21 protein-coding genes are annotated in these 19,363 nt (G+C 59.6%); 5 read left to right on the top strand and 16 right to left on the bottom strand.

All coding sequences use genetic code 11. From position 1 onward, the window contains the following. Positions 1-9: 9 nt before the first annotated feature. The 10 genes from tolQ to ACM530_RS16340 all read right to left on the bottom strand — a co-directional run bounded on the left by tolQ (position 10) and on the right by ACM530_RS16340 (position 7,886). Complete coding sequence (gene tolQ / locus ACM530_RS16385) at positions 10-705, bottom strand: protein TolQ (RefSeq protein WP_003209819.1); 696 nt, start codon at positions 703-705, stop codon at positions 10-12. 1 nt (position 706) lies between these two features. After that, a complete protein-coding gene (gene ybgC, locus ACM530_RS16380; RefSeq protein WP_071484353.1) occupies positions 707-1,162 on the bottom strand; it encodes a tol-pal system-associated acyl-CoA thioesterase in 456 nt (151 codons plus the stop codon). A gap of 139 nt (positions 1,163-1,301) precedes the next feature. Next, positions 1,302-2,360 (bottom strand): Holliday junction branch migration DNA helicase RuvB, encoded by a 1,059-nt coding sequence (ruvB, locus tag ACM530_RS16375; RefSeq protein ID WP_003193867.1) that lies wholly within the window; start codon positions 2,358-2,360, stop codon positions 1,302-1,304. Further along, the gene (gene ruvA / locus ACM530_RS16370; protein WP_034100169.1) at positions 2,361-2,972 is read right to left on the bottom strand and encodes a Holliday junction branch migration protein RuvA; all 612 of its coding nucleotides are present in this window, start codon (positions 2,970-2,972) and stop codon (positions 2,361-2,363) included. Between the two features lie 67 nt (positions 2,973-3,039). Further along, the gene (ruvC, locus tag ACM530_RS16365; RefSeq protein WP_016975450.1) at positions 3,040-3,564 is read right to left on the bottom strand and encodes a crossover junction endodeoxyribonuclease RuvC; all 525 of its coding nucleotides are present in this window, start codon (positions 3,562-3,564) and stop codon (positions 3,040-3,042) included. A 142-nt stretch (positions 3,565-3,706) separates the two neighbouring features. Then, a complete protein-coding gene (locus tag ACM530_RS16360) occupies positions 3,707-4,453 on the bottom strand; it encodes a YebC/PmpR family DNA-binding transcriptional regulator (protein WP_017139810.1) in 747 nt (248 codons plus the stop codon). 150 nt (positions 4,454-4,603) lie between these two features. Beyond that, positions 4,604-6,379 carry an aspartate--tRNA ligase gene (aspS, locus tag ACM530_RS16355; protein WP_056858570.1) on the bottom strand — a complete coding sequence of 592 codons (1,776 nt, stop codon included), beginning with the start codon at positions 6,377-6,379 and terminating at the stop codon, positions 4,604-4,606. Positions 6,380-6,486: 107 nt separating this feature from the next. Then, a complete protein-coding gene (locus ACM530_RS16350; RefSeq protein ID WP_017139808.1) occupies positions 6,487-6,708 on the bottom strand; it encodes an FmdB family zinc ribbon protein in 222 nt (73 codons plus the stop codon). 169 nt (positions 6,709-6,877) lie between these two features. Continuing rightward, the gene (locus tag ACM530_RS16345) at positions 6,878-7,219 is read right to left on the bottom strand and encodes a ribbon-helix-helix domain-containing protein (protein ID WP_145165355.1); all 342 of its coding nucleotides are present in this window, start codon (positions 7,217-7,219) and stop codon (positions 6,878-6,880) included. A 193-nt stretch (positions 7,220-7,412) separates the two neighbouring features. Next, positions 7,413-7,886, bottom strand: a complete 474-nt coding sequence (locus ACM530_RS16340) for a Dps family protein (protein ID WP_003193874.1) — start codon at positions 7,884-7,886, stop codon at positions 7,413-7,415. A gap of 454 nt (positions 7,887-8,340) precedes the next feature. On the opposite strand from ACM530_RS16340, the gene ACM530_RS16335 reads away from it, so the two are divergent. Further along, complete coding sequence (locus tag ACM530_RS16335; RefSeq protein ID WP_106578384.1) at positions 8,341-8,943, top strand: cold-shock protein; 603 nt, start codon at positions 8,341-8,343, stop codon at positions 8,941-8,943. A 66-nt stretch (positions 8,944-9,009) separates the two neighbouring features. Here the strand turns inward: ACM530_RS16335 and ACM530_RS16330 are convergent, their stop codons facing one another. Together ACM530_RS16330 and ACM530_RS16325 are read right to left on the bottom strand one after the other, a co-directional pair. Continuing rightward, on the bottom strand, positions 9,010-9,216 hold the full coding sequence (locus tag ACM530_RS16330) for a SlyX family protein (protein ID WP_005790924.1): 207 nt from the start codon (positions 9,214-9,216) through the stop codon (positions 9,010-9,012). A 3-nt stretch (positions 9,217-9,219) separates the two neighbouring features. Then, entirely contained in the window at positions 9,220-9,645 is a 426-nt protein-coding gene (locus ACM530_RS16325) for an HIT domain-containing protein (protein WP_416362684.1), read from the bottom strand. Between the two features lie 742 nt (positions 9,646-10,387). Here ACM530_RS16325 and ACM530_RS16320 point away from each other — a divergent pair. Next, on the top strand, positions 10,388-11,659 hold the full coding sequence (locus ACM530_RS16320) for an OprD family porin (protein WP_145165359.1): 1,272 nt from the start codon (positions 10,388-10,390) through the stop codon (positions 11,657-11,659). Between the two features lie 188 nt (positions 11,660-11,847). On the opposite strand, the gene ACM530_RS16315 is transcribed toward ACM530_RS16320, so the two are convergent. Beyond that, on the bottom strand, positions 11,848-12,690 hold the full coding sequence (locus ACM530_RS16315; RefSeq protein WP_416362683.1) for a mechanosensitive ion channel family protein: 843 nt from the start codon (positions 12,688-12,690) through the stop codon (positions 11,848-11,850). A gap of 136 nt (positions 12,691-12,826) precedes the next feature. Continuing rightward, on the bottom strand, positions 12,827-13,312 hold the full coding sequence (locus ACM530_RS16310; RefSeq protein ID WP_003193880.1) for a YajQ family cyclic di-GMP-binding protein: 486 nt from the start codon (positions 13,310-13,312) through the stop codon (positions 12,827-12,829). A 123-nt stretch (positions 13,313-13,435) separates the two neighbouring features. Here ACM530_RS16310 and ACM530_RS16305 point away from each other — a divergent pair, with 123 nt between their 5' ends. The 3 genes from ACM530_RS16305 to ACM530_RS16295 are packed head-to-tail and all read left to right on the top strand — an operon-like array spanning position 13,436 to position 17,017. Beyond that, positions 13,436-14,353: a putative 2-dehydropantoate 2-reductase gene (locus tag ACM530_RS16305; protein ID WP_416362682.1), complete on the top strand. Its 918-nt coding sequence runs from the start codon at positions 13,436-13,438 to the stop codon at positions 14,351-14,353. A 46-nt stretch (positions 14,354-14,399) separates the two neighbouring features. Continuing rightward, positions 14,400-16,436 carry a sensor histidine kinase gene (locus tag ACM530_RS16300; protein WP_145165365.1) on the top strand — a complete coding sequence of 679 codons (2,037 nt, stop codon included), beginning with the start codon at positions 14,400-14,402 and terminating at the stop codon, positions 16,434-16,436. Between the two features lie 2 nt (positions 16,437-16,438). Then, complete coding sequence (locus ACM530_RS16295; RefSeq protein ID WP_262209776.1) at positions 16,439-17,017, top strand: cob(I)yrinic acid a,c-diamide adenosyltransferase; 579 nt, start codon at positions 16,439-16,441, stop codon at positions 17,015-17,017. 126 nt (positions 17,018-17,143) lie between these two features. On the opposite strand, the gene ACM530_RS16290 is transcribed toward ACM530_RS16295, so the two are convergent. Together ACM530_RS16290 and argJ are read right to left on the bottom strand one after the other, a co-directional pair. After that, positions 17,144-18,088 (bottom strand): Nudix family hydrolase, encoded by a 945-nt coding sequence (locus tag ACM530_RS16290; protein WP_145165369.1) that lies wholly within the window; start codon positions 18,086-18,088, stop codon positions 17,144-17,146. Between the two features lie 20 nt (positions 18,089-18,108). Beyond that, positions 18,109-19,326: a bifunctional glutamate N-acetyltransferase/amino-acid acetyltransferase ArgJ gene (gene argJ, locus ACM530_RS16285; RefSeq protein WP_262209779.1), complete on the bottom strand. Its 1,218-nt coding sequence runs from the start codon at positions 19,324-19,326 to the stop codon at positions 18,109-18,111. Positions 19,327-19,363: the final 37 nt, after the last annotated feature.

Genomic DNA, 19,363 nt, shown 5'->3' with positions numbered 1-19,363 from the left:
ATTACCTGCTTATTCTTCGCTGGTGTGCACTTTACGGTGCAGGATCGCCTGGAATTCATCGGCGAAGGTGTAGTAACGGCTGATCAAGGTCTCGCCGCGCGCGGCAAAACGGTTGTAGGCAATTACTGCGGGGATAGCAGCGAACAAGCCAATCGCGGTGGCGATCAGGGCTTCGGCGATACCCGGGGCCACGGTGGCCAGGGTCGCTTGCTGGGCCTGAGCCAGGCCACGGAAGGAGTTCATGATGCCCCACACTGTACCGAACAGGCCGATGTACGGGCTCACGGAACCGACGGTGGCGAGAAACGGCAGGCTCTGCTCCAGCTTCTCTTCTTCACGGGAAATCGCGACGCGCATGGCACGGGCCACGCCTTCCATGACCGCTTCCGGGTCAACGCCCGGTTGCTGGCGCAGGCGAGAGAATTCCTTGAAGCCGGCGCGGAAGATCTGCTCGACGCCCGAATCCGGGTCCGGATTGCTGCCGGCCTGACGGTACAGCTTGGACAGGTCGATACCCGACCAGAAGCGCTCTTCGAAGCTCTCCAGGGCACGTCGACCGGCACGCAGCAAATTGCTGCGCTGAAAAATCATGACCCAAGAGGTAACCGATGCGGCTACCAGGACCAGCATCACCAGTTGAACCACGACACTGGCATTGCTGACCAGGCTCCACATGGAGGAATGGTCGACGACGGTAGGTTCCACGCTAAATCTCCTGCTTTGATTGTTTACCCGCGCCGCTTACGCCGGCAAAGGCCGCACGTAGAGCTTCGGGAATGGCCCGGGGTTTCAAACTATTGGTGCGCACACAGGCCACCAGGAACTGCCCCTCACAGAGCAGCGTTGCATCCGTTGCCCGCCTGACCTGCTGTTTAAAGCGCAGGCTGACACGGTTCAATTCGATTACTTCAGCGCTGACCAGTAACTCGTCGTCCAATCGCGCCGGTGCGTGGTAACGCGCCTCGCTGGAATGCACGACAAATAACAGGTCCTCCCCTGCCAGCTGGGATTGGGCAAAGCCCAGCTCCCGTAGCCGCTCGGTTCGAGCCCGCTCCATGAACTTGAGGTAGTTGACGTAATAAACGATGCCGCCGGCATCGGTGTCCTCGTAATAAACGCGACAGCGATGTGCGAACGACTGATCCCCGTTTTGCGCGCGCATACTCTAGTGCTTACTCCTCAGGTTGCCAATCCGGCTGGGCAACTGTTTTTTCATTCTCTGAAACATTTGCAGCAACTGAATGACGCTACCAGCCACTAGGACAGCACAAACCTCAGATAAATCGACTGACGTGAGCTTTTTAATCGTCCACTGCATCCAGGAATTCGTCTACTACAGGCATCTCGCCCAATCGTGACGGAATGTTTAACCCGAAGTGCAGATAAGCATGACGCGTCACCACCCGCCCCCTTGGCGTGCGCATGATGTAACCCTGCTGGATCAGGTACGGTTCCAGCACATCCTCAATGGTATGACGCTCCTCGCTGATCGCCGCCGCCAGGCTGTCCACACCCACCGGGCCGCCGTCGAACTTCTCGATCATGGTCAAGAGTAGACGTCGATCCTGGTGATCGAAGCCATGTTCGTCCACATCCAGCAGGTTCAACGCCAAATCGGCCACGGCCTTGGTGATATGCCCCTTGGCGCGCACTTCAGCAAAATCGCGCACACGTCGCAGCAAACGGTTGGCGATCCGCGGCGTGCCTCGCGCTCGACGGGCGATTTCAAACGCGCCTTCCGGGTCGAGCGGCAAGCCCAGGATGCTCGCCGAACGGCTGACAATCGTCGCCAGGTCTGCGGTGCTATAGAACTCTAGACGTTGAACAATCCCGAAACGGTCTCGCAGCGGGTTGGTCAGCATGCCCGCGCGGGTGGTCGCGCCCACCAGGGTGAACGGCGGCAGGTCGAGTTTGATCGAGCGGGCCGCCGGGCCCTCGCCGATCATGATGTCGAGCTGAAAATCTTCCATGGCCGGGTACAGCACTTCTTCGACGATGGGCGACAACCGGTGAATCTCGTCGATAAACAGCACATCGTGCGGCTCAAGGTTGGTCAGCAAGGCCGCCAGATCACCCGGACGCTCCAGCACCGGGCCGGAGGTGGACTTGATCGACACGCCCATTTCCTGGGCGATGATGTTCGCCAGCGTGGTTTTACCCAGCCCCGGCGGGCCGAAGATCAAGGTGTGGTCCAGGGACTCGCTGCGCCCGCGCGCGGCCTGGATAAACAACTCCATTTGCTCGCGTACGGTGGGTTGGCCGATGTATTCAGCCAGGCTCAGCGGGCGGATGGCCCGGTCCTGGACTTCTTCACGGTCGCGCGGGCCAGTGGCCGCGATCAGACGATCAGCTTCAATCACTTAAATCATTCCCTTCAGGGCTCGGCGGATCATGTCTTCGCTGCTCAGGTTCTTGTCCTTGATGGCCGATACGGCTTTGCTCGCTTCCTGCGGCTTGTAGCCCAGGGAGATCAACGCACTGACCGCATCGCTCTCGGCGCTGGCGACCTGGCTTGCCGGCATGTCCGGCTGGTTCGGCACCAGGGCAAACATGCTCGGTACCACTTCCCAGGCCTTGAAGCGGTCCTTGAGTTCCACCAGCAGACGCTCAGCGGTTTTCTTGCCGACACCCGGCACTTTGGTCAACGCCGAAGTGTCCTGGGCCGAGACCGCGCGCACCAGCTCATCGACTTCCAGGCTCGACATCAACGCCAGCGCGAGCTTTGGCCCCACGCCATTCAAGCGGATCAGCTCGCGGAAAAAGTCGCGGTCGCGCTTGCCAATGAAACCGTAGAGCAGTTGCGCGTCTTCCCGTACCACCAGATGAGTGTGCAGGGTCAGCGGCTCGCCGACCGACGGTAGGCGATACAGGGTGGTCATGGGCACTTCCAGCTCATACCCCAACCCATTGACATCCAGAATCAGGTGCGGCGGCTGTTTCTCAGCCAGGGTGCCGCGCAAGCGTCCAATCACGGTTCAGATCCTTAAAGCTTGGGGTCAGATTGAGGCCTGACCGGAAATAACGATTGCGCTGATGCTATCAGAGACGCAGCCGGCCGCCACGACTGCGTGCCGTGCCCAGGCCGTGCGGCAGCAAGCTTGAGCGCGTGTGCGCATGGCAAATGGCAATGGCCAGGGCGTCGGAGGCGTCGATTTGTGGTTTTGAAGTGAGCTTGAGCATGTGCATGACCATCATCTGCACCTGCTCCTTATTGGCCGCACCGGTGCCGACCACGGCCTGTTTGACCTGGGTGGCGGTGTACTCGGCGATTTCCATGCCCTCCTCCGCACCGGCAACAATCGCGGCGCCACGGGCCTGGCCAAGCTTGAGCGCGGAGTCGGCATTTTTGGCCATGAAGACTTTTTCGATGCCCATGGTCACCGGCCCGTAGGTCTGGATCACTTCACGCACGCCGCGGTAGACAATCTGCAGGCGCTCGGCCAACTCGCCCGCACCGGTGCGAATGCAGCCCGAGGCGACGTAGACGCAGCCGCGCGGGGTCTGTTGCACCACGCCAAAACCGGTGATGCGCGAACCGGGATCGATACCTAGGATTAAAGTCATAACGCCTGCAGTTTTGTGGATACAGATAGACCCAATGTGGGAGCGGGCTTGCTCGCGAAAGCGGCCATTCAGTTAATGCATCAAGTGACTGACACACCGCATTCGCGAGCAAGCCCGCTCCCACAGGGGATCCTCATTGTTCTCAGGTGAGCTGCTCGGCTACAGATTCCGGGATGTCGGCGTTCGAGTACACGTTCTGCACGTCATCCAGGTCTTCCAGCATATCCAGCATCTTCAGCACTTTCTGCGCGCCGTCCAGGTCCAGTTCGGCGCTGGTGGTCGGCAGCATCACGATTTCCGCGTCGGTGCCTTTGAAACCTGCCGCTTCCAGGGCGTTGCGCACCGCATAGAAGCCGGCGAAGGAAGTGAACACATCGATGGAGCCGTCTTCGTTGGTCACCACGTCGTCGGCGTCAGCCTCCATCGCAGCTTCCATCAGCGCGTCTTCATCCGTACCCGGCGCAAAGGTGATCTGCCCTTTGCGCTCGAACAGGTAGGCCACCGAACCGTCGGTGCCCAGGTTGCCGCCGCATTTGCTGAACGCATGGCGCACGGCTGCCGCAGTACGGTTGCGGTTGTCGGTCATGCACTCGACCATCACCGCCACGCCGCCCGGGCCGTAGCCTTCGTAGCTCAGCTCGACCATGTCGTCGGTGTCGGCGGCGCCGGCACCACGGGCCACGGCGCGATCGATGATGTCGCGGCTCATGTTCGCGCCCAAAGCCTTGTCCAGCGCCAGGCGCAGACGCGGGTTGGAGCCCGGGTCACCACCGCCTTGGCGGGCAGCAACGGTCAGCTCGCGAATCCACTTGGTGAAAATCTTGCCTTTCTTGGCATCCTGACGCTCTTTGCGGTGCTTGATGTTCGCCCACTTGGAATGGCCAGCCATAACACAACTCCGAAATTCTCTAGAAACCTTATCAATCCCGCCCCAGGCAGGATTTTCCTCTTAAAAGCACAACCCTTGTAACGCAAAGGCGCATCCGAAGATGCGCCTTTTTAGACTGCGTAAACCTCAGTGCGCTTTCACGCAGCAGCCTTACTCAGCCTTTGGCGTCTCGCGCAGACGGATGTGCAACTCGCGCAGCGCCTTGGCATCCACCACGCCCGGAGCCTGGGTCATTACGTCCGCAGCACTCTGGGTTTTCGGGAAGGCGATCACTTCACGGATCGACTGGGCGCCGGTCATCAGCATTACCAGACGGTCCAGACCGAATGCCAGGCCGCCGTGCGGCGGAGCGCCGTACTTCAGGGCATCGAGCAGGAAGCCGAATTTCTCTTCCTGTTCCGCTTCGTTGATGCCCAACAGGCGGAACACCGCTTGCTGCATCTCTTTGCGGTGGATACGGATCGAACCGCCACCCAGTTCGGTGCCGTTCAAGACCATGTCGTAGGCACGCGACAGCGCGCCTGCCGGGTTGGCTTCCAACTCTTCAGGCGAGCACTTCGGTGCAGTGAACGGGTGGTGCAAGGCGCTGAAGCTGCCGTCGTCGTTCTCTTCGAACATCGGGAAGTCGACGACCCACATCGGTGCCCACTTGCAGGTCAGCAGGTCCAGGTCGTGGCCCAGCTTGATCCGCAGCGCGCCCAGGGCTTCGCTGACGATCTTGGCTTTGTCGGCGCCGAAGAACACGATGTCGCCGTCAACCGCACCGACGCGATCGAGGATCGCGTTCAGGTTGTCCAGCGGAATGTTCTTCACGATCGGCGATTGCAGGCCGTCAACGCCATTGGCGCGCTCATTGACCTTGATGTACGCCAGGCCCTTGGCACCGTAGATGCCGACGAACTTGGTGTAGTCGTCGATCTGCTTGCGCGGCATGCTCGCGCCGCCAGGCACGCGCAGGGCGGCGATGCGGCATTTAGGGTCGTTGGCCGGGCCGCTGAACACCTTGAAGTCGACTTCCTTGAGCTGGTCGGCCACGTCCACCAGTTCCAGCGGGATACGCAGGTCTGGCTTGTCGGAACCGTAGCGGCGCATGGCTTCTTCGAAGGTCATATGCGGGAACTCGCCGAATTCCAGGTCCAGCACTTCCTTGAACAGGTTGCGGATCATTTGTTCGGTCAGGCCCATGATCTCTTTTTCATCGAGGAAGCTGGTCTCGATGTCGATCTGGGTGAATTCCGGCTGGCGGTCGGCGCGCAGGTCTTCGTCGCGGAAGCACTTGGCGATCTGGTAGTAACGGTCGAAGCCGGCCACCATCAGCAGCTGCTTGAACAGTTGCGGCGATTGCGGCAAGGCGAAGAAGGAACCGGCGTGGGTACGGCTCGGCACCAGGTAGTCACGCGCGCCTTCCGGGGTGGCCCGGGTGAGGATCGGCGTTTCGACGTCGAGAAAGCCGTTTTCGTCGAGGAAGCGGCGGATGCTGGTGGTCATGCGCGAACGCAGGCGCAGCTTCTCGGCCATTTCCGGACGACGCAGGTCCAGGAAGCGGTAGCGCAGGCGAGTTTCTTCGCCGACGTCGGAGTATTCGTTGAGCGGGAACGGCGGGGTTTCCGACTCGTTCAGCACTTCCAGCTCGTAACCCAGCACTTCAATCGCGCCGGACGCCATGTTCGCGTTCACGGCACCGGCCGGACGCAGGCGAACCTTGCCGGTAATTTTCACAACGTATTCGCTGCGCACGCGGTCGGCGGCGGCGAAGCTTTCAGCGCGGTCCGGATCGAACACCACCTGGGCCAGACCATCACGATCACGGATATCGAGGAAGATCACCCCGCCGTGGTCACGGCGACGGTGAACCCATCCGCACAGGGTGATTTCCTGACCATCCAGGGTCTCGTTCAGTTGGCCGCAATAGTGGCTGCGCATCATGATAGTGGTTTCACTTCTCGTAATTCGAATTTCGGTGGAGGCTCGCCTCGTCACCGTACAGTTAAGCAGGGGACGGATAATGCAGGAGCCTGCGCGTAGAGTTCAACTCAGTCTGCTTTGTCGCCGCCCGCCAGATTCTTCTTGGCGCCGGTCTTGAAGTCGGTCTCGTACCAGCCACCGCCGCTCAGGCGAAAGCCCGGCATGGACAACATCTTCTTCAGCTCAGGTGCCTGGCAGGCAGGGCAATCGACCAGCGGCGCTGCGCTGATTTTCTGAATGGCTTCCAACTGATGACCACAGGAAGCACATTGATAATCGTACATGGGCATGGAGATGTCTCGGCGATCAGATCATTACTGCGCTGCACCCGCCCTGTGGGTAAAGACCCGGCACGCGCAGCAAAGCGCGGGATTATATCTGGTAAATCGAAGCAGCGCAGCCGGCTTTCTGCCCCAGGCCTTGCCCGCCCGGGCAGCGGGCCGGCCCGGTGCCACCTGACTAGTCAGGGTGGTGCGACGCCGTACTGCCTTTTAATACGTGAACCACGCACACCACCCTGACCAAGCCACTGAAGTTCTTCACTCCTCCGTAACGCAAATGCACTTCCCGATCGACATAAGACAGCAATGCGCTGACTGAGCAGGCATTGAGCCTGGCTATCTCCGTGAGGATATTCCAATAGATCTGCTCGAGCCGCAGGCACGTGGAAAACCCGTTGAGTCTGACCGACCGGGACAATGGCTTGGCCAGTCCCATATCGAACCCTTTAGCAAAAGGATCGACTTTTATCTTATGAAAACCACAGGTTTCCATCACTCCACTACCCACTCCGCGTGACATACACCTGACACTCCATTGCCAAACAGCAGCCCATGGGTTTCTCCCATCGGACAGTGGCCCTATAAAACAGCAGGACGTGCGGGGCAGCCAGAAGACGCGGAGTCGATAGTCGTAGGACAACGCCAGGAAGCGCAGAGAAACAAGCGAGCGGCGCCAGGACGGCACCACTCGGTTTGCTTTTGGGGCTGGAGCGTTACTGGTTTTCGAGCAGGGAACGCAGCATCCACGCCGTTTTTTCGTGAACCTGCATACGCTGGGTCAGCAGATCGGCGGTCGGCTCATCGCTGACCTTATCGAGCAACGGGAAGATACCGCGCGCGGTGCGGGTCACAGCTTCCTGGCCCGCCACCAATTGCTTGATCATCTCTTCTGCGCTGGGCACACCCTCTTCTTCCTTGATCGAAGACAGACGGGCGTAGATCGAATAGGCACCCGGCGCCGGAAAGCCCAGGGCACGGATACGCTCGGCAATGGAGTCCACCGCCAGCGCGAGTTCGTTGTACTGCTCTTCAAACATCAAGTGCAGCGTACGAAACATGGGGCCGGTGACGTTCCAATGGAAGTTGTGGGTCTTCAAATACAGTACATAGGTATCGGACAGCAGCCGTGAAAGCCCATCGACGATGGATTTACGATCTTCTTCACTGATACCAATATCGATTGCCATGTTTTTCCCCTTCAATTGACGAGCATTCATTGATCAGGTGCAGGACCACTCTAGCAAGAGTGCAGGCCGTGTGCAGCCCGACACACGCAACTGGCGTGCGGCAAATCGCCCCTCTGCATGACAGGCTTGCTCACCCAGCAGTCCTGGTTCAATCGGCGGCGCGCAGGCCTCAGCCTCAAGTAGGAAAACGCCCAAAATGCCGCCGAAAAAGTCCGCACCTGTCTAGGACAAGTGTTTGAAGCAGAAATGCCATCGCGCCTGCAACACCCCGAAATGCTTGATTTGAGTAGGCACAGCCTTTGCTGTTAAATAGACGGCGTGTGGTTGCCGTTAATTTGCGCGGCACACCACATAGGCTGATACCCGTGCACGTGCCCAACGCCTCCCATTGTTCAGAAGCGAACCGTGCCCGTCAGCTCTTCCTTGTGATCCTTCTTAACGTGAGTTAATCAAAATGTTGAAAATCGTCCACCTGCTAACGGGCGTTGCAGCGTTGCTGCTGTCCTTTATACCGAGCTTGCAACAGGGAAGCCCTCCCTACCTGGAACAACACGACGCTCTGTACCTGGCCTTGTTCGGCCTTCTTAACCTGACGCTGGCACCGGTGATCCCGTACTGGAACAAAGGCACACGTCATCAACTGCAAAACCTGGTCAGCGCGCTGCTGGTACTGACCGTTGTCGTTCAAACCCTCACCCTCCTGGCACCTATGCCTGAAGTCGGCGGCCACCCGGCTATCCTGCTCAGCCTGGTGATTGCTGTGGTCGCTATCGTTCTTCACCTGGCCATCAGCTTCTACCGTTCGTCCCCAGCGGCCGCGACGCAAAACTACGACATGACCAACCGGGATACCGGTACCGTGAAGTGGTTCAACACCTCCAAAGGCTTCGGCTTTATTTCCCGCGATTCGGGCGACGATATCTTCGTCCACTTCCGGGCCATCCGTGGCGAAGGCCACCGCGTTCTGGTCGAAGGCCAGCGCGTGGAGTTCTCCGTCATGAACCGTGACAAAGGCCTGCAAGCCGAAGACGTGATCGCGGCATTGCCGCGTCGCTGATACTTTTCTCGGCGTAAAAAAACCGCGATCCAGCCCTGCTGGATCGCGGTTTTTTTATGGCGCGCATTAATAATGTGGCGGCGGCGCTTCTTCTTCGGATGACTCGAACTGGCCACCCATTTCTTCCTGACGCTTGAGCAGCGCCGTCATCTGCAGCTGCAGGCGCTCTACCGCCCGCTGCTGGGTGACCAGAATGTCATTGAGGGTCTCGATGGTGTCGTCCTGAAAGGCCAGGCGGCTTTCCAGGTCGGTGACGCGTTCTTGCAGATCCATAATTCAGTCCTGGCTAAAGATGAAGCCGGCAGGCAATAAAGCGCGCAGGCGGGCGCGTATCGCCGTTACTTGCTCTTCGGTGTACGGCCGGGCCGGATGCTTGCCCCAGACCGGTGCAGGCCAGGCGACATCATCACGCTTGCGCACGATCACGTGCACGTGCAACTGGCTGACCACGTTACCCAGCGCACCAATGTTCATCTTGTCGGCTGCCCACCCTTCGTTCAACAACGCCGCCAGGGCGGTTGTTTCCTGCCACAAGGTTTGCTGATCGGCGACATCCAGCTGAAACACTTCACTGATACCGTCAATGCGCGGCACCAGGATGAACCACGGGTAATTCGAGTCATTGGACAGCAGCAGGCGGCAGAGCGGGAAGTCCCCAATAGCCAGTGTGTCTTGTTGCAGGCGTTGGTCTAAGGCGAACACGCGGGCACTCCGTTTGGCAGGTCAATTTCAGGTGCCCAGCATACCTTTGAATGCGCAACGCTTCACGGCGAATGCGCAAAGCCTCGATGCATGCGGATAAAAAACGTGCCCCCTTTAGAGGCAAGCGAATATTTGAGCTACGCTGAATCGGGCCTCGACGGAATGCACCAAAATGACCCACCCGTGCCTCAAAGGGATCCGCCGATTACCCACTCATGAGGGTCAACCGGTAACGTTTTTACCTGGTACAGGATTTATGCAGCCCTTCAGAGGTGTAACGCCTGGGCGTCAAGCCCAAACCAAACGGCGTAAAAAGCCCGTGCTTATGCGGTTTTTACACTCCCGTAACGTTTTTCACGAAAAAATGACATTTGGTTACCGCTTTGTGCACGCTTGTTGCATTCACCCCACTATCGTCGGCAACAGCACCCGTTTGGAAGCAGGTGTTTCGCGATAAAAACACAAGCGATTGAGTGCGTATCACGGAAGATTTCAAACTTCGAAAGCGGTCTGAAAACAGCACTTAAGTTGTCAGCCTGGTTACAGTCGGGCTGTGAATTTGCGACATGGAAATAGCAATTTACGACAGCCTCGTAAAGAAGCTGAAAGGATAGATGGGTAAGTATCGTCAATAGGGTCCGCGTGATATAACTTTGCGCCGACACAAAAAAGAAAGAGCCGCCCAGATAAAAATACAGGTGGGACGGCAGTACTCTTCCTAAAACCAAAGGAGCAAATCACGATGCGCGTGATGAAGTGGAGCATGATCGCCCTGGCTGTTTCAGCAGGCACCTCGCAGTTCGCAATGGCGTCCGCCCAGGACGATTCCAAGGGCTTTGTTGAAGACAGTACTTTCAGCATCAACACTCGTTTGCTGAACTTCAGCCGCGACTTCCGTAACAACGACACCGGCAAAAGCCGTGTAGACGAAACTGGCCTGGGCTTCAACGGCCTGTTCCAGTCGGGCTACACCCAAGGCACCATCGGCGTCGGTGTTGATGTGATCGGCCTGCTGGGCGTGAAACTCGACAGCGGCAAGGGTCGTTCGGGCACTGGCCTGTTCCCTACCGGTGCAGACGGCCGCTCGCAAGACGACTACTCCAAAGGCGGCGGCGCTGTTAAGTTCCGCATCTCCGACACCGTGCTCAAAGTCGGCGACCAGTACACCACCGCGCCAGTCTTCGCCTCCGATGACAGCCGCTTGCTGCCAGAGCTGCCGCAAGGTATCTCGATCACCAGCAACGAGATCAAGGGCCTGAAACTCGAAGGTGGTCACTTCACCTCCAGCGTGGCACAAGCACAGACTTACCGTGACAGCCTGGGCCTGACCAAAACCGACTTCATCGGTGGTGTCTACGCCCTGACTCCAGAAGTCAGCGCCAGCCTTTACTACGCGAAGACTGAAGACTACTGGAAGAAAACCTACGCCAACCTGAACTGGACTCACGCGCTGAGCAACGAACAGTCCCTGGCCGTTGACTTCAACATCTACAGCACCAAGAGCGACGGCGCCGGCCTGCAACGCGCAGAAAAAGACGGCACCACCAAACTGGACAACCGTGCCTACAGCTTGCAAGGCGCGTACACCATCCAGGCTCACACGTTCACCCTGGCCTACCAAAAAGTCAGCGGTGACGGTGACTACGGCTACGGCGTAGACGGCGGCGGCACGATTTTCCTGGCCAACTCCATCGCCCGTTCCGACTTCAACGCTGAAGACGAGAAATCGTTCCAGGCTCGTTATGACCTGAACATGGCCACCTTCGGCGTGCCAGGCCTGAGCTTCATGACTCGCTACGTTAAAGGTACCGGCGCTAACACCGCAGAGACCTCCAACGGCAAAGAGTGGGAACGTGACATCGAAGCCAAGTACGTGATTCAGAGCGGTCCAGCAAAAGACCTGAGCCTGCGCGTGCGTCAAGCGACCTATCGTTCGTCTGATGGCGTGTACTACGGTTCGGCGTCTATCGACGAACTGCGTCTGATCGCGCAATACCCGCTGAACATCTTGTAATTGCCAGTTTGATTACAACGATGGCTTAAGGCCTCGGCCTTAAATAAAAAGCCGCTCCCCTGTTTGCAAGGGAGCGGCTTTTTTATTGCAGTTTTATTTCTCTGAAAAATAACTAGCAAGCTAACTAACGAGATTAACTGCGCGCATCGAACCTGACCATTCGGCCAAGTTCGATACGTTGCGCTTAGTTATTTCGCAGCCGATTCCTGCATCACGCGAATAACGCGCTGTGGAAACGGAATATCAATGCCCGCGCCTTTCAAGCGATCACGCGCCAGTTCATTAAGCATGAACACCACGTCCCAGTAATCGGACGTCTTGGTCCAGCAACGCAAAGACACGGTGATCGAACTGTCGCCCAACGTCGACACTACCGCCACCGCTGCAGGGTCTGTCAGCACGCGCGGGTCTTTCGCCAATTCCAGCAGCACTTCACGGGCTTTCTGCAAGTCGGCTTCATAGTCGACACCCACGTCAAACACTACCTTGCGGGTCGGCTGACGGTTGGTGTTGGTGATGATGCCGTTGGACAGGATGCCGTTAGGCACAATCACGGTTTTGTTGTCGCCGGTACGCAGTACGGTGTGGAAGATCTGAATACTGTCGACGGTCCCGGATGTGCCCTGAGCCTCGATCCAGTCACCGATGCGGAATGGGCGAAACAGCAGAATCAGCACGCCGCCGGCGAAGTTGGCCAGGCTGCCTTGCAACGCCAGGCCGATGGCCAGGGTAGCCGCACCGATGGCGGCGACGAACGAGGTGGTTGCCACGCCGATCATCGAGGCCACGCTGACAATCAGCATGACTTTTAATGCGATGTTGGCAAGGCTGGTGATGAAGTGCTGCAGCGCCAGGTCCGCATTGCGGATGGCCAGCAAGCGCCCCACGCGGTGGGTAAATACGTTAATCAGCCACCAGCCGATGGCCAGGGTTATCACTGCCAGCAACACCCGGCTGCCGTATTCCATAATCATCGGGATCCAGGACTGCGAGGTCTTGATCAGGTGATCCACTTCAGCGTTCAAATCCATCTATCTTCTCCTGTTGCGCGGATGTGCGGCTTGATTGACTGCCATAAAACGCAAATGAGCCCCGTGGGGCTCAAGTGTAGGCACAGACTCTGGGGCGTGGGACGTCAAAAACACCCACAGGTTCCGCGAAGTGCCATCAGTCGCGGAAGTTATTGAACTGCAGCGGCATGTCGAAGGTCTTGGCGCGCAGAGCAGCGATTGCCTCTTGCAGATCGTCACGCTTCTTGCCGGTCACGCGAACCTGTTCACCCTGGATGGCGGCCTGGACTTTCAGCTTGGCATCCTTGATGTGCGCGACGATCTTCTTCGCCAGCTCTTTGTCGATGCCTTCCTTGAGTACGGCTTCCTGCTTCATCAGCTTGCCGGAGGCGTAGGCGTCCTTGACTTCAAGGCACTGCACGTCGATCTTGCGCTTGACCAGGGCCAGCTTGAGAATCTCGATCATCGCTTCCAGCTGGAAATCGGCTTCAGCGGTCAGGTTGACGGTCAGTTCCTTTTCCTTGAACTCGAAGCTGCCCTTGCCTTTCAAGTCATAGCGACGGTCCAGTTCCTTGACGGCGTTCTCGACGGCGTTGGTGACTTCGTGTTTGTCCAGTTCGGATACCACGTCGAACGAAGGCATGTCATTTCTCCAATATAAGGGGCGGGCTCAGTAGAGATGGAGCGCGCCCAAGCTAAAATGCCGAGGCATTATAGCGGTTCTTTCGCCCTGTTCACTGTGAGCGACCCTACGGAGCACAAACTCATGTCGACTACCTTGCACATTCTCGGCGCCGGCAGCCTGGGCACACTGTGGGCCACACGCCTGTCGCGCGCGGGCGTGCCCGTGCGGCTGATCCTGCGGGATGAGGCGCGCCTTTCCAGCTACCGGCAGGCAAGAGGCCTGACGCTGGTAGAGCATGGCGTAGCACACACCTACCCAGTGATCGGCGAAACGCCCCACAGCCAAGAACCCATTCATCGTCTGCTGGTGGCGTGCAAAGCCTACGACGCCGAAACCGCCATCGCACAGCTGCAACACCGGCTGGTACCGGACGCCGAACTGATCCTGTTGCAAAACGGCCTGGGCAGCCAGGACGCCGTGGCCGCGCAGCTGCCGCAAGCCCGTTGCATCTTTGCCTCCAGCACTGAAGGCGCGTTCCGCGACGGCGATTGGCGCGTGGTCTTTGCCGGCCATGGCTACACCTGGCTGGGGGACGCGGGCCACCCGACGCCACCGCTGTGGCTGGACGACCTGCACGCCGCCGGCATTCCCCACGAATGGAGCACCGATATTCTCACCCGCCTGTGGCGCAAGCTGGCGCTCAATTGCGCGATCAACCCGTTGACCGTGCTCTACCAGTGCCGCAATGGCGGCCTGCAAGACCACCAATGCGAAGTGGCGACCTTGTGCGCCGAATTGACCGAGTTGCTCGAGTGCTGCGGTCAACCGGCCGCCGCCGAGGCGTTGCACAGCGAAGTAGAACGCGTCGTCCACGCGACGGCGGCCAACTACTCCTCCATGTATCAGGACGTGGCAAACGCCCGGCGCACCGAAATCAGCTACCTGCTGGGCTACGCTTGCCAGGCGGCGGCCCGCCATCAGTTGGTGCTGCCGCATCTGCAACAGCTGCAAGCGCGGCTGATCGACCACTTACGCGCACGCGGATTGGCCACCGACTGAGGCACGCGCTACCCTGCCTACCTGTCTATCACCTGGGAAAACCCTGATGCCACTGCGCCAGCGTCTTGAAAATCTACCGGTAGGGCAGAAACTGCTGGCCGCCCTGCTGGTGTTGTTGACCACCGTGTTGTTGGTGGCCAACCTGACGTTTATCAGCGCCGCCTACTGGATCTCCCAGGAAAGCATGGCCCCGCAGGCGTTGCAGGCCATCGGTCGCCTGGTGTCCAACCCCGCCCTCGCCGCCGAAGCCCTCGAATCCCCGGCCAAGGCCGACGCCCTGCTCAGCGAGTTGACCAGTTACTCGCCATTACGCGCCGCCGCGTTATATGACGGCGAAGGCACCCGCCTGGCCCAAATGCAACATGGCAACCGCCTGCACCTGCCGGACAACTACCGGCATATCGAGGCCTGGCGCGTCACCGAATTTCGCAGCAACCAGGTCATCACCCTGCCCCGCGCCGGCCAGCCTCCGGGACATTTACTGTTGGTCGCCAGCAGCGAGCTACCCGTGGCGTTCTATACCGGCACGCTGACAGCCAGCCTGGGCATCCTGATTTTCAGTGTGCTGCTCTGGCTGGTCATCGCCCGGCAGATCAAACGCTTGATCACCCGCCCGATTCACGAACTCGAAGAGCTCTCGCGGCAGGTGACCCGCGAAGAAAACTACGCCCTGCGTGCCGGGCGCGGCAACCATGATGAAATCGGCAGCCTGGCCGAAGCGTTCAACACCATGCTGTCGCGCATCGAAGCCCGCGAGCATCAGCTCAAGCGAGCGCGGGACGACTCCCAGGCCGCCTACGCCCAAGCCCAGGGCCTGGCCGAAGAGACGCGCCACACCAACCGCAAGCTGGAACTCGAAGTGCAGGTTCGCAGCAAGATCGAGAAAAAACTCACGGGTTTCCAGAATTACCTGAACAGCATTATCGACTCGATGCCTTCTGCGCTGATCGCCCTGGACGAACAACTTTACGTCACCCAGTGGAATCAGGAAGCCACTGCGCTTTCCGGCACGCGCCTGGACGAAGCGCTGAACCAGCCGATCTTCCTCGCGTTCCAGCCGCTCAAGCCCTACCTGCCGCAAATCAAGGCCACGGTTGAGCAACACACGGTTGAACGCATTGAGCGCGTCACCTGGATAAAGGATGACGAGGCCAAGCATTACGCCCTGACCTTTTACCCCTTGATGGGCGGCGCCGGGCGCGGCGTGGTGATCCGTATCGACGACATCACCCAGCGCTTGTCCCTGGAAGAAATGATGGTGCAGTCGGAGAAAATGCTCTCCGTCGGCGGCCTGGCCGCGGGCATGGCCCACGAAATCAACAACCCGCTCGGGGCGATCCTGCACAACGTGCAGAACATCCGCCGCCGCCTGTCCCCCGACCTGCCGAAAAACCTGGAACACGCGGAACAGGCGGGCATCGAACTGGAGGTGGTCAACCGCTACCTGCAGGGCCGCGAAGTCCCGCAATTGCTCGATGGCATCCAGCAAGCCGGCGCACGCGCGGCGAAGATCGTCACGCATATGCTCAGTTTCAGCCGCCGCAGCAATCGGCAAATGGCGCCTTGCGATTTGCCAGCACTGATCGACCAGGCGGTGGAAATTGCCGGCAATGACTTCGACCTGACGATCGGCTTCGACTTCAAGGGCCAGGCAATTATCCGCCAATTCGACCCGCAGCTCGGCCCGGTGCCCGGCACCGCCAACGAACTGGAACAGGTACTGCTCAACCTGTTGAAAAACGCCGCCCAGGCCATTCACCTGCGTGAAGACGACCGCGAGCCCGGGCGCATTATTTTACGTACCCGCCTCAACCCGCCCTGGGCGGAGATCCAAGTGGAAGACAATGGCATCGGCATGAGCGAAAACGTGCGCAAACGCACGTTCGAGCCGTTCTTCACCACCAAGGAAATCGGCCAAGGCACCGGGCTGGGGCTGTCGGTGTCGTATTTCATCGTCACCAATAACCACAAAGGCCAGATGGAAGTGCACTCCACCCTCGGCCAAGGCACCTGCTTCACCCTGCGCCTGCCGCTGGCCGGCAGCCAAATGCCACCCTTTGACCTGACTCAACTGGAGCAATAACCATGGGCTTTCGCCTGTCGAAGATCTACACCCGTACCGGCGACACAGGCGAGACTGGCCTGGGCGACGGCCGTCGCGTGCCCAAGGACCACCCGCGCGTGGAAGCCATCGGCGAGGTGGACACGCTCAACAGCCAGTTGGGTTTACTGCTGGCCAGCCTTGAAGAGCAGAGCGGCAAGCATCCGCAACTGAACGACGTGATTGAGGTGCTTACCCCTTGCCAGCATCGGTTGTTCGACTTGGGCGGTGAGCTGGCGATGCCGGTGTACAAGGCATTGAATGCGGCCGAAGTTGATCGGCTGGAAGCGGCGATTGATCGCTGGAACGAGGAAGTCGGGCCGCTGGAGAACTTCATCTTGCCCGGTGGTTCCGCGCTGATCGCCCAAGCCCACGTGTGCCGCAGCCTGGCGCGCAGTGCGGAGCGGCGGTGTCAGCAGTTGAATGCGATTGAACCGTTGGAAGGCGTGGGGTTGGCGTACATCAATCGGTTGTCGGACTTGTTGTTTGTGGCGGCACGGGTGATTGCCAAGCGCCAGGGTGTGGCTGAGGTATTGTGGCAGGCGGCGGCTAAGCCACACTGAGGTTTTGGGGTGACTGATCTGGCCCTTCGCGAGCAAGCCCGCTCCCACAGTTGACTGCATTCCAACGTTGGAACCCGGTCGACTGTGGGAGCGGGCTTGCTCGCGAAGAGGCCCGTCAGAACAACATCAAACCTGCGGCCAAAACGCCCGAATCCCGGCAACACCCTGAGCCCCAGCGGCCCACGCCTGCTCCCGCTCTGCCGGCCCTACGCCGCCGAGCAAAAACACGGGTTTGCTGAACCCACGGATCAACTCGGCCGCCTGCTCCCACCCCAATGGCTGAGCATCCGGGTGCGTCTGGGTCGGCTGCACTGGTGACAGCGTGACAAAATCCACGTCCATCATTTCCGCCAGCGCCAGTTCTTCAGCGTTGTGGCAGGAGGCCGCCAACCAGCGATCCTTCGGCAGTGGGCGTCCCTTGCTCGCGTATTTACGCAACTGCGCCGACGTCATGTGCCAGCCGGCCGCCGGGAAATCCCCCAGCCACTCAAACGGGCCCTTGAGCATCAATTGCGCCTTGCCGGCACACAGGCCAACGGCGTCCACTGCCAGGTCACGGTATTTAGGGTCGTAACCATTGGGCGCACGCAGCTGAACCAGCTTGATGCCCCCGGCAATCGCCTTCTGAATACCACGCAGCAAGGTCGGGGTTTCCAGCTCGCCCGGGGTAATCAGGTACTCAGCCGGCAGCCGCGCCGCCGCCACGATCGGCGCATTCGCCGCCGGGAACGCATAGTTGATCAAGTCTCGCGGAGCCACCCATTCCAACGGCTGCCCTTCGGCACCGTGAGGCTCGCCGGTAAAGGCCGAGACTTCCCAAACATCCAGCAACACCTGCTTGTCCGGGTAGTCATGCTGCACCTTGATCAGCGGGCGTGCCGTGGTGACCTGGATGCCCAGTTCTTCCTGCAATTCGCGGGACAAGGCGGCAGCAACCGATTCATCGGCCTCCACCTTGCCACCGGGAAATTCCCAGAGGCCGCCTTGATGCTGGGTATCGGCGCGGCGCGCCAGCAGGATCCTGCCATCGACACCGCGGATCACCGCTGCTGCTACATGCACTCGTTTCACCGCGCTTATCCTCTTGGCTGTCAGGTGCGGTATTCCGCATTGATCTTCACGTACTCGTGGGACAGGTCAGTGGTCCAGATCGTTTCGCTGCACTCACCGCGACCCAGTTCGATGCGGATGGTGATTTCTTCCTGCTGCATCACTGCCGAGCCCTGGGCTTCGGTATAGGTTTCGGCGCGGGCGCCACGGCTGGCAATGCACACCTCGCCAAGGAACACGTCGATCTTGCTCACGTCCAGGTCAGGCACGCCGGCACGGCCAACGGCGGCGAGGATGCGGCCCCAGTTCGGGTCAGAGGCAAACAAGGCAGTCTTGATCAGCGGCGAGTGGGCCACGGTGTAGCCAACGTCCAGGCATTCCTGGTGGTTGGCGCCGCCGTTGACTTCCACGGTCACAAACTTGGTCGCGCCTTCGCCGTCACGCACGATGGCCTGGGCCACGTCCATGCACACCTCGAACACCGCCTGCTTCAACGCGGCGAACAGCGGGCCTTCGGTAGAGGTGATTTCCGGCAGGTTGGCCTGGCCGGTCGCAATCAACATGCAGCAGTCGTTGGTCGAGGTATCGCCATCGATGGTGATGCGGTTGAACGATTTGTTGGCGCCGTCCAGCATCAAGCGTTGCAGCACGTCGCGGGAGACTTTGGCGTCGGTGGCGATGTAGCCGAGCATGGTGGCCATGTTCGGGCGGATCATGCCCGCGCCTTTGCTGATGCCGGTCACGGTGATGGTCACGCCGTCGTGCACGAACTGACGGCTCGCGCCTTTTGGCAGTGTGTCGGTGGTCATGATGCCCGTGGCAGCGGCAGCCCAGTTATCCACAGACAAGTCATCCAGCGCGGCTTGCAGGGCGCCTTCGATTTTTTCCACCGGCAGTGGCTCACCGATTACACCGGTGGAGTAAGGCAGCACTTGGCTGGCGTCCACGCCAGTCAACTGGGCCAGCTTTGCGCAAGTGCGGGCAGCGGCCACCAGGCCAGGCTCGCCGGTGCCGGCGTTGGCGTTACCGGTGTTGGTCAGCAGGTAGCGAATCGAACCGGCCACGCGTTGTTTGGCCAGGATTACCGGCGCGGCGCAGAACGCATTGAGGGTGAATACACCGGCGACAGTCGAACCTTCGGCACAGCGCATCACCACCACATCCTTGCGCCCGGGGCGCTTGATGCCGGCCGAAGCGATACCGAGTTCAAAACCGGCAACCGGGTGCAATGTGGGCAAAGGACCAAGACCAACAGCCATGAATGCGCTCCTTAAAAATAGGTGATGTCTGTGCCGT

It is taken from the genome of Pseudomonas sp. NFX183 (genome assembly GCF_047943075.1).
Classification (GTDB): Bacteria; Pseudomonadota; Gammaproteobacteria; order Pseudomonadales; family Pseudomonadaceae; genus Aquipseudomonas.
The sequence above is the reverse complement of the archived record's forward strand: the minus strand, read 5'-3'. Positions and strand labels throughout refer to the sequence as shown.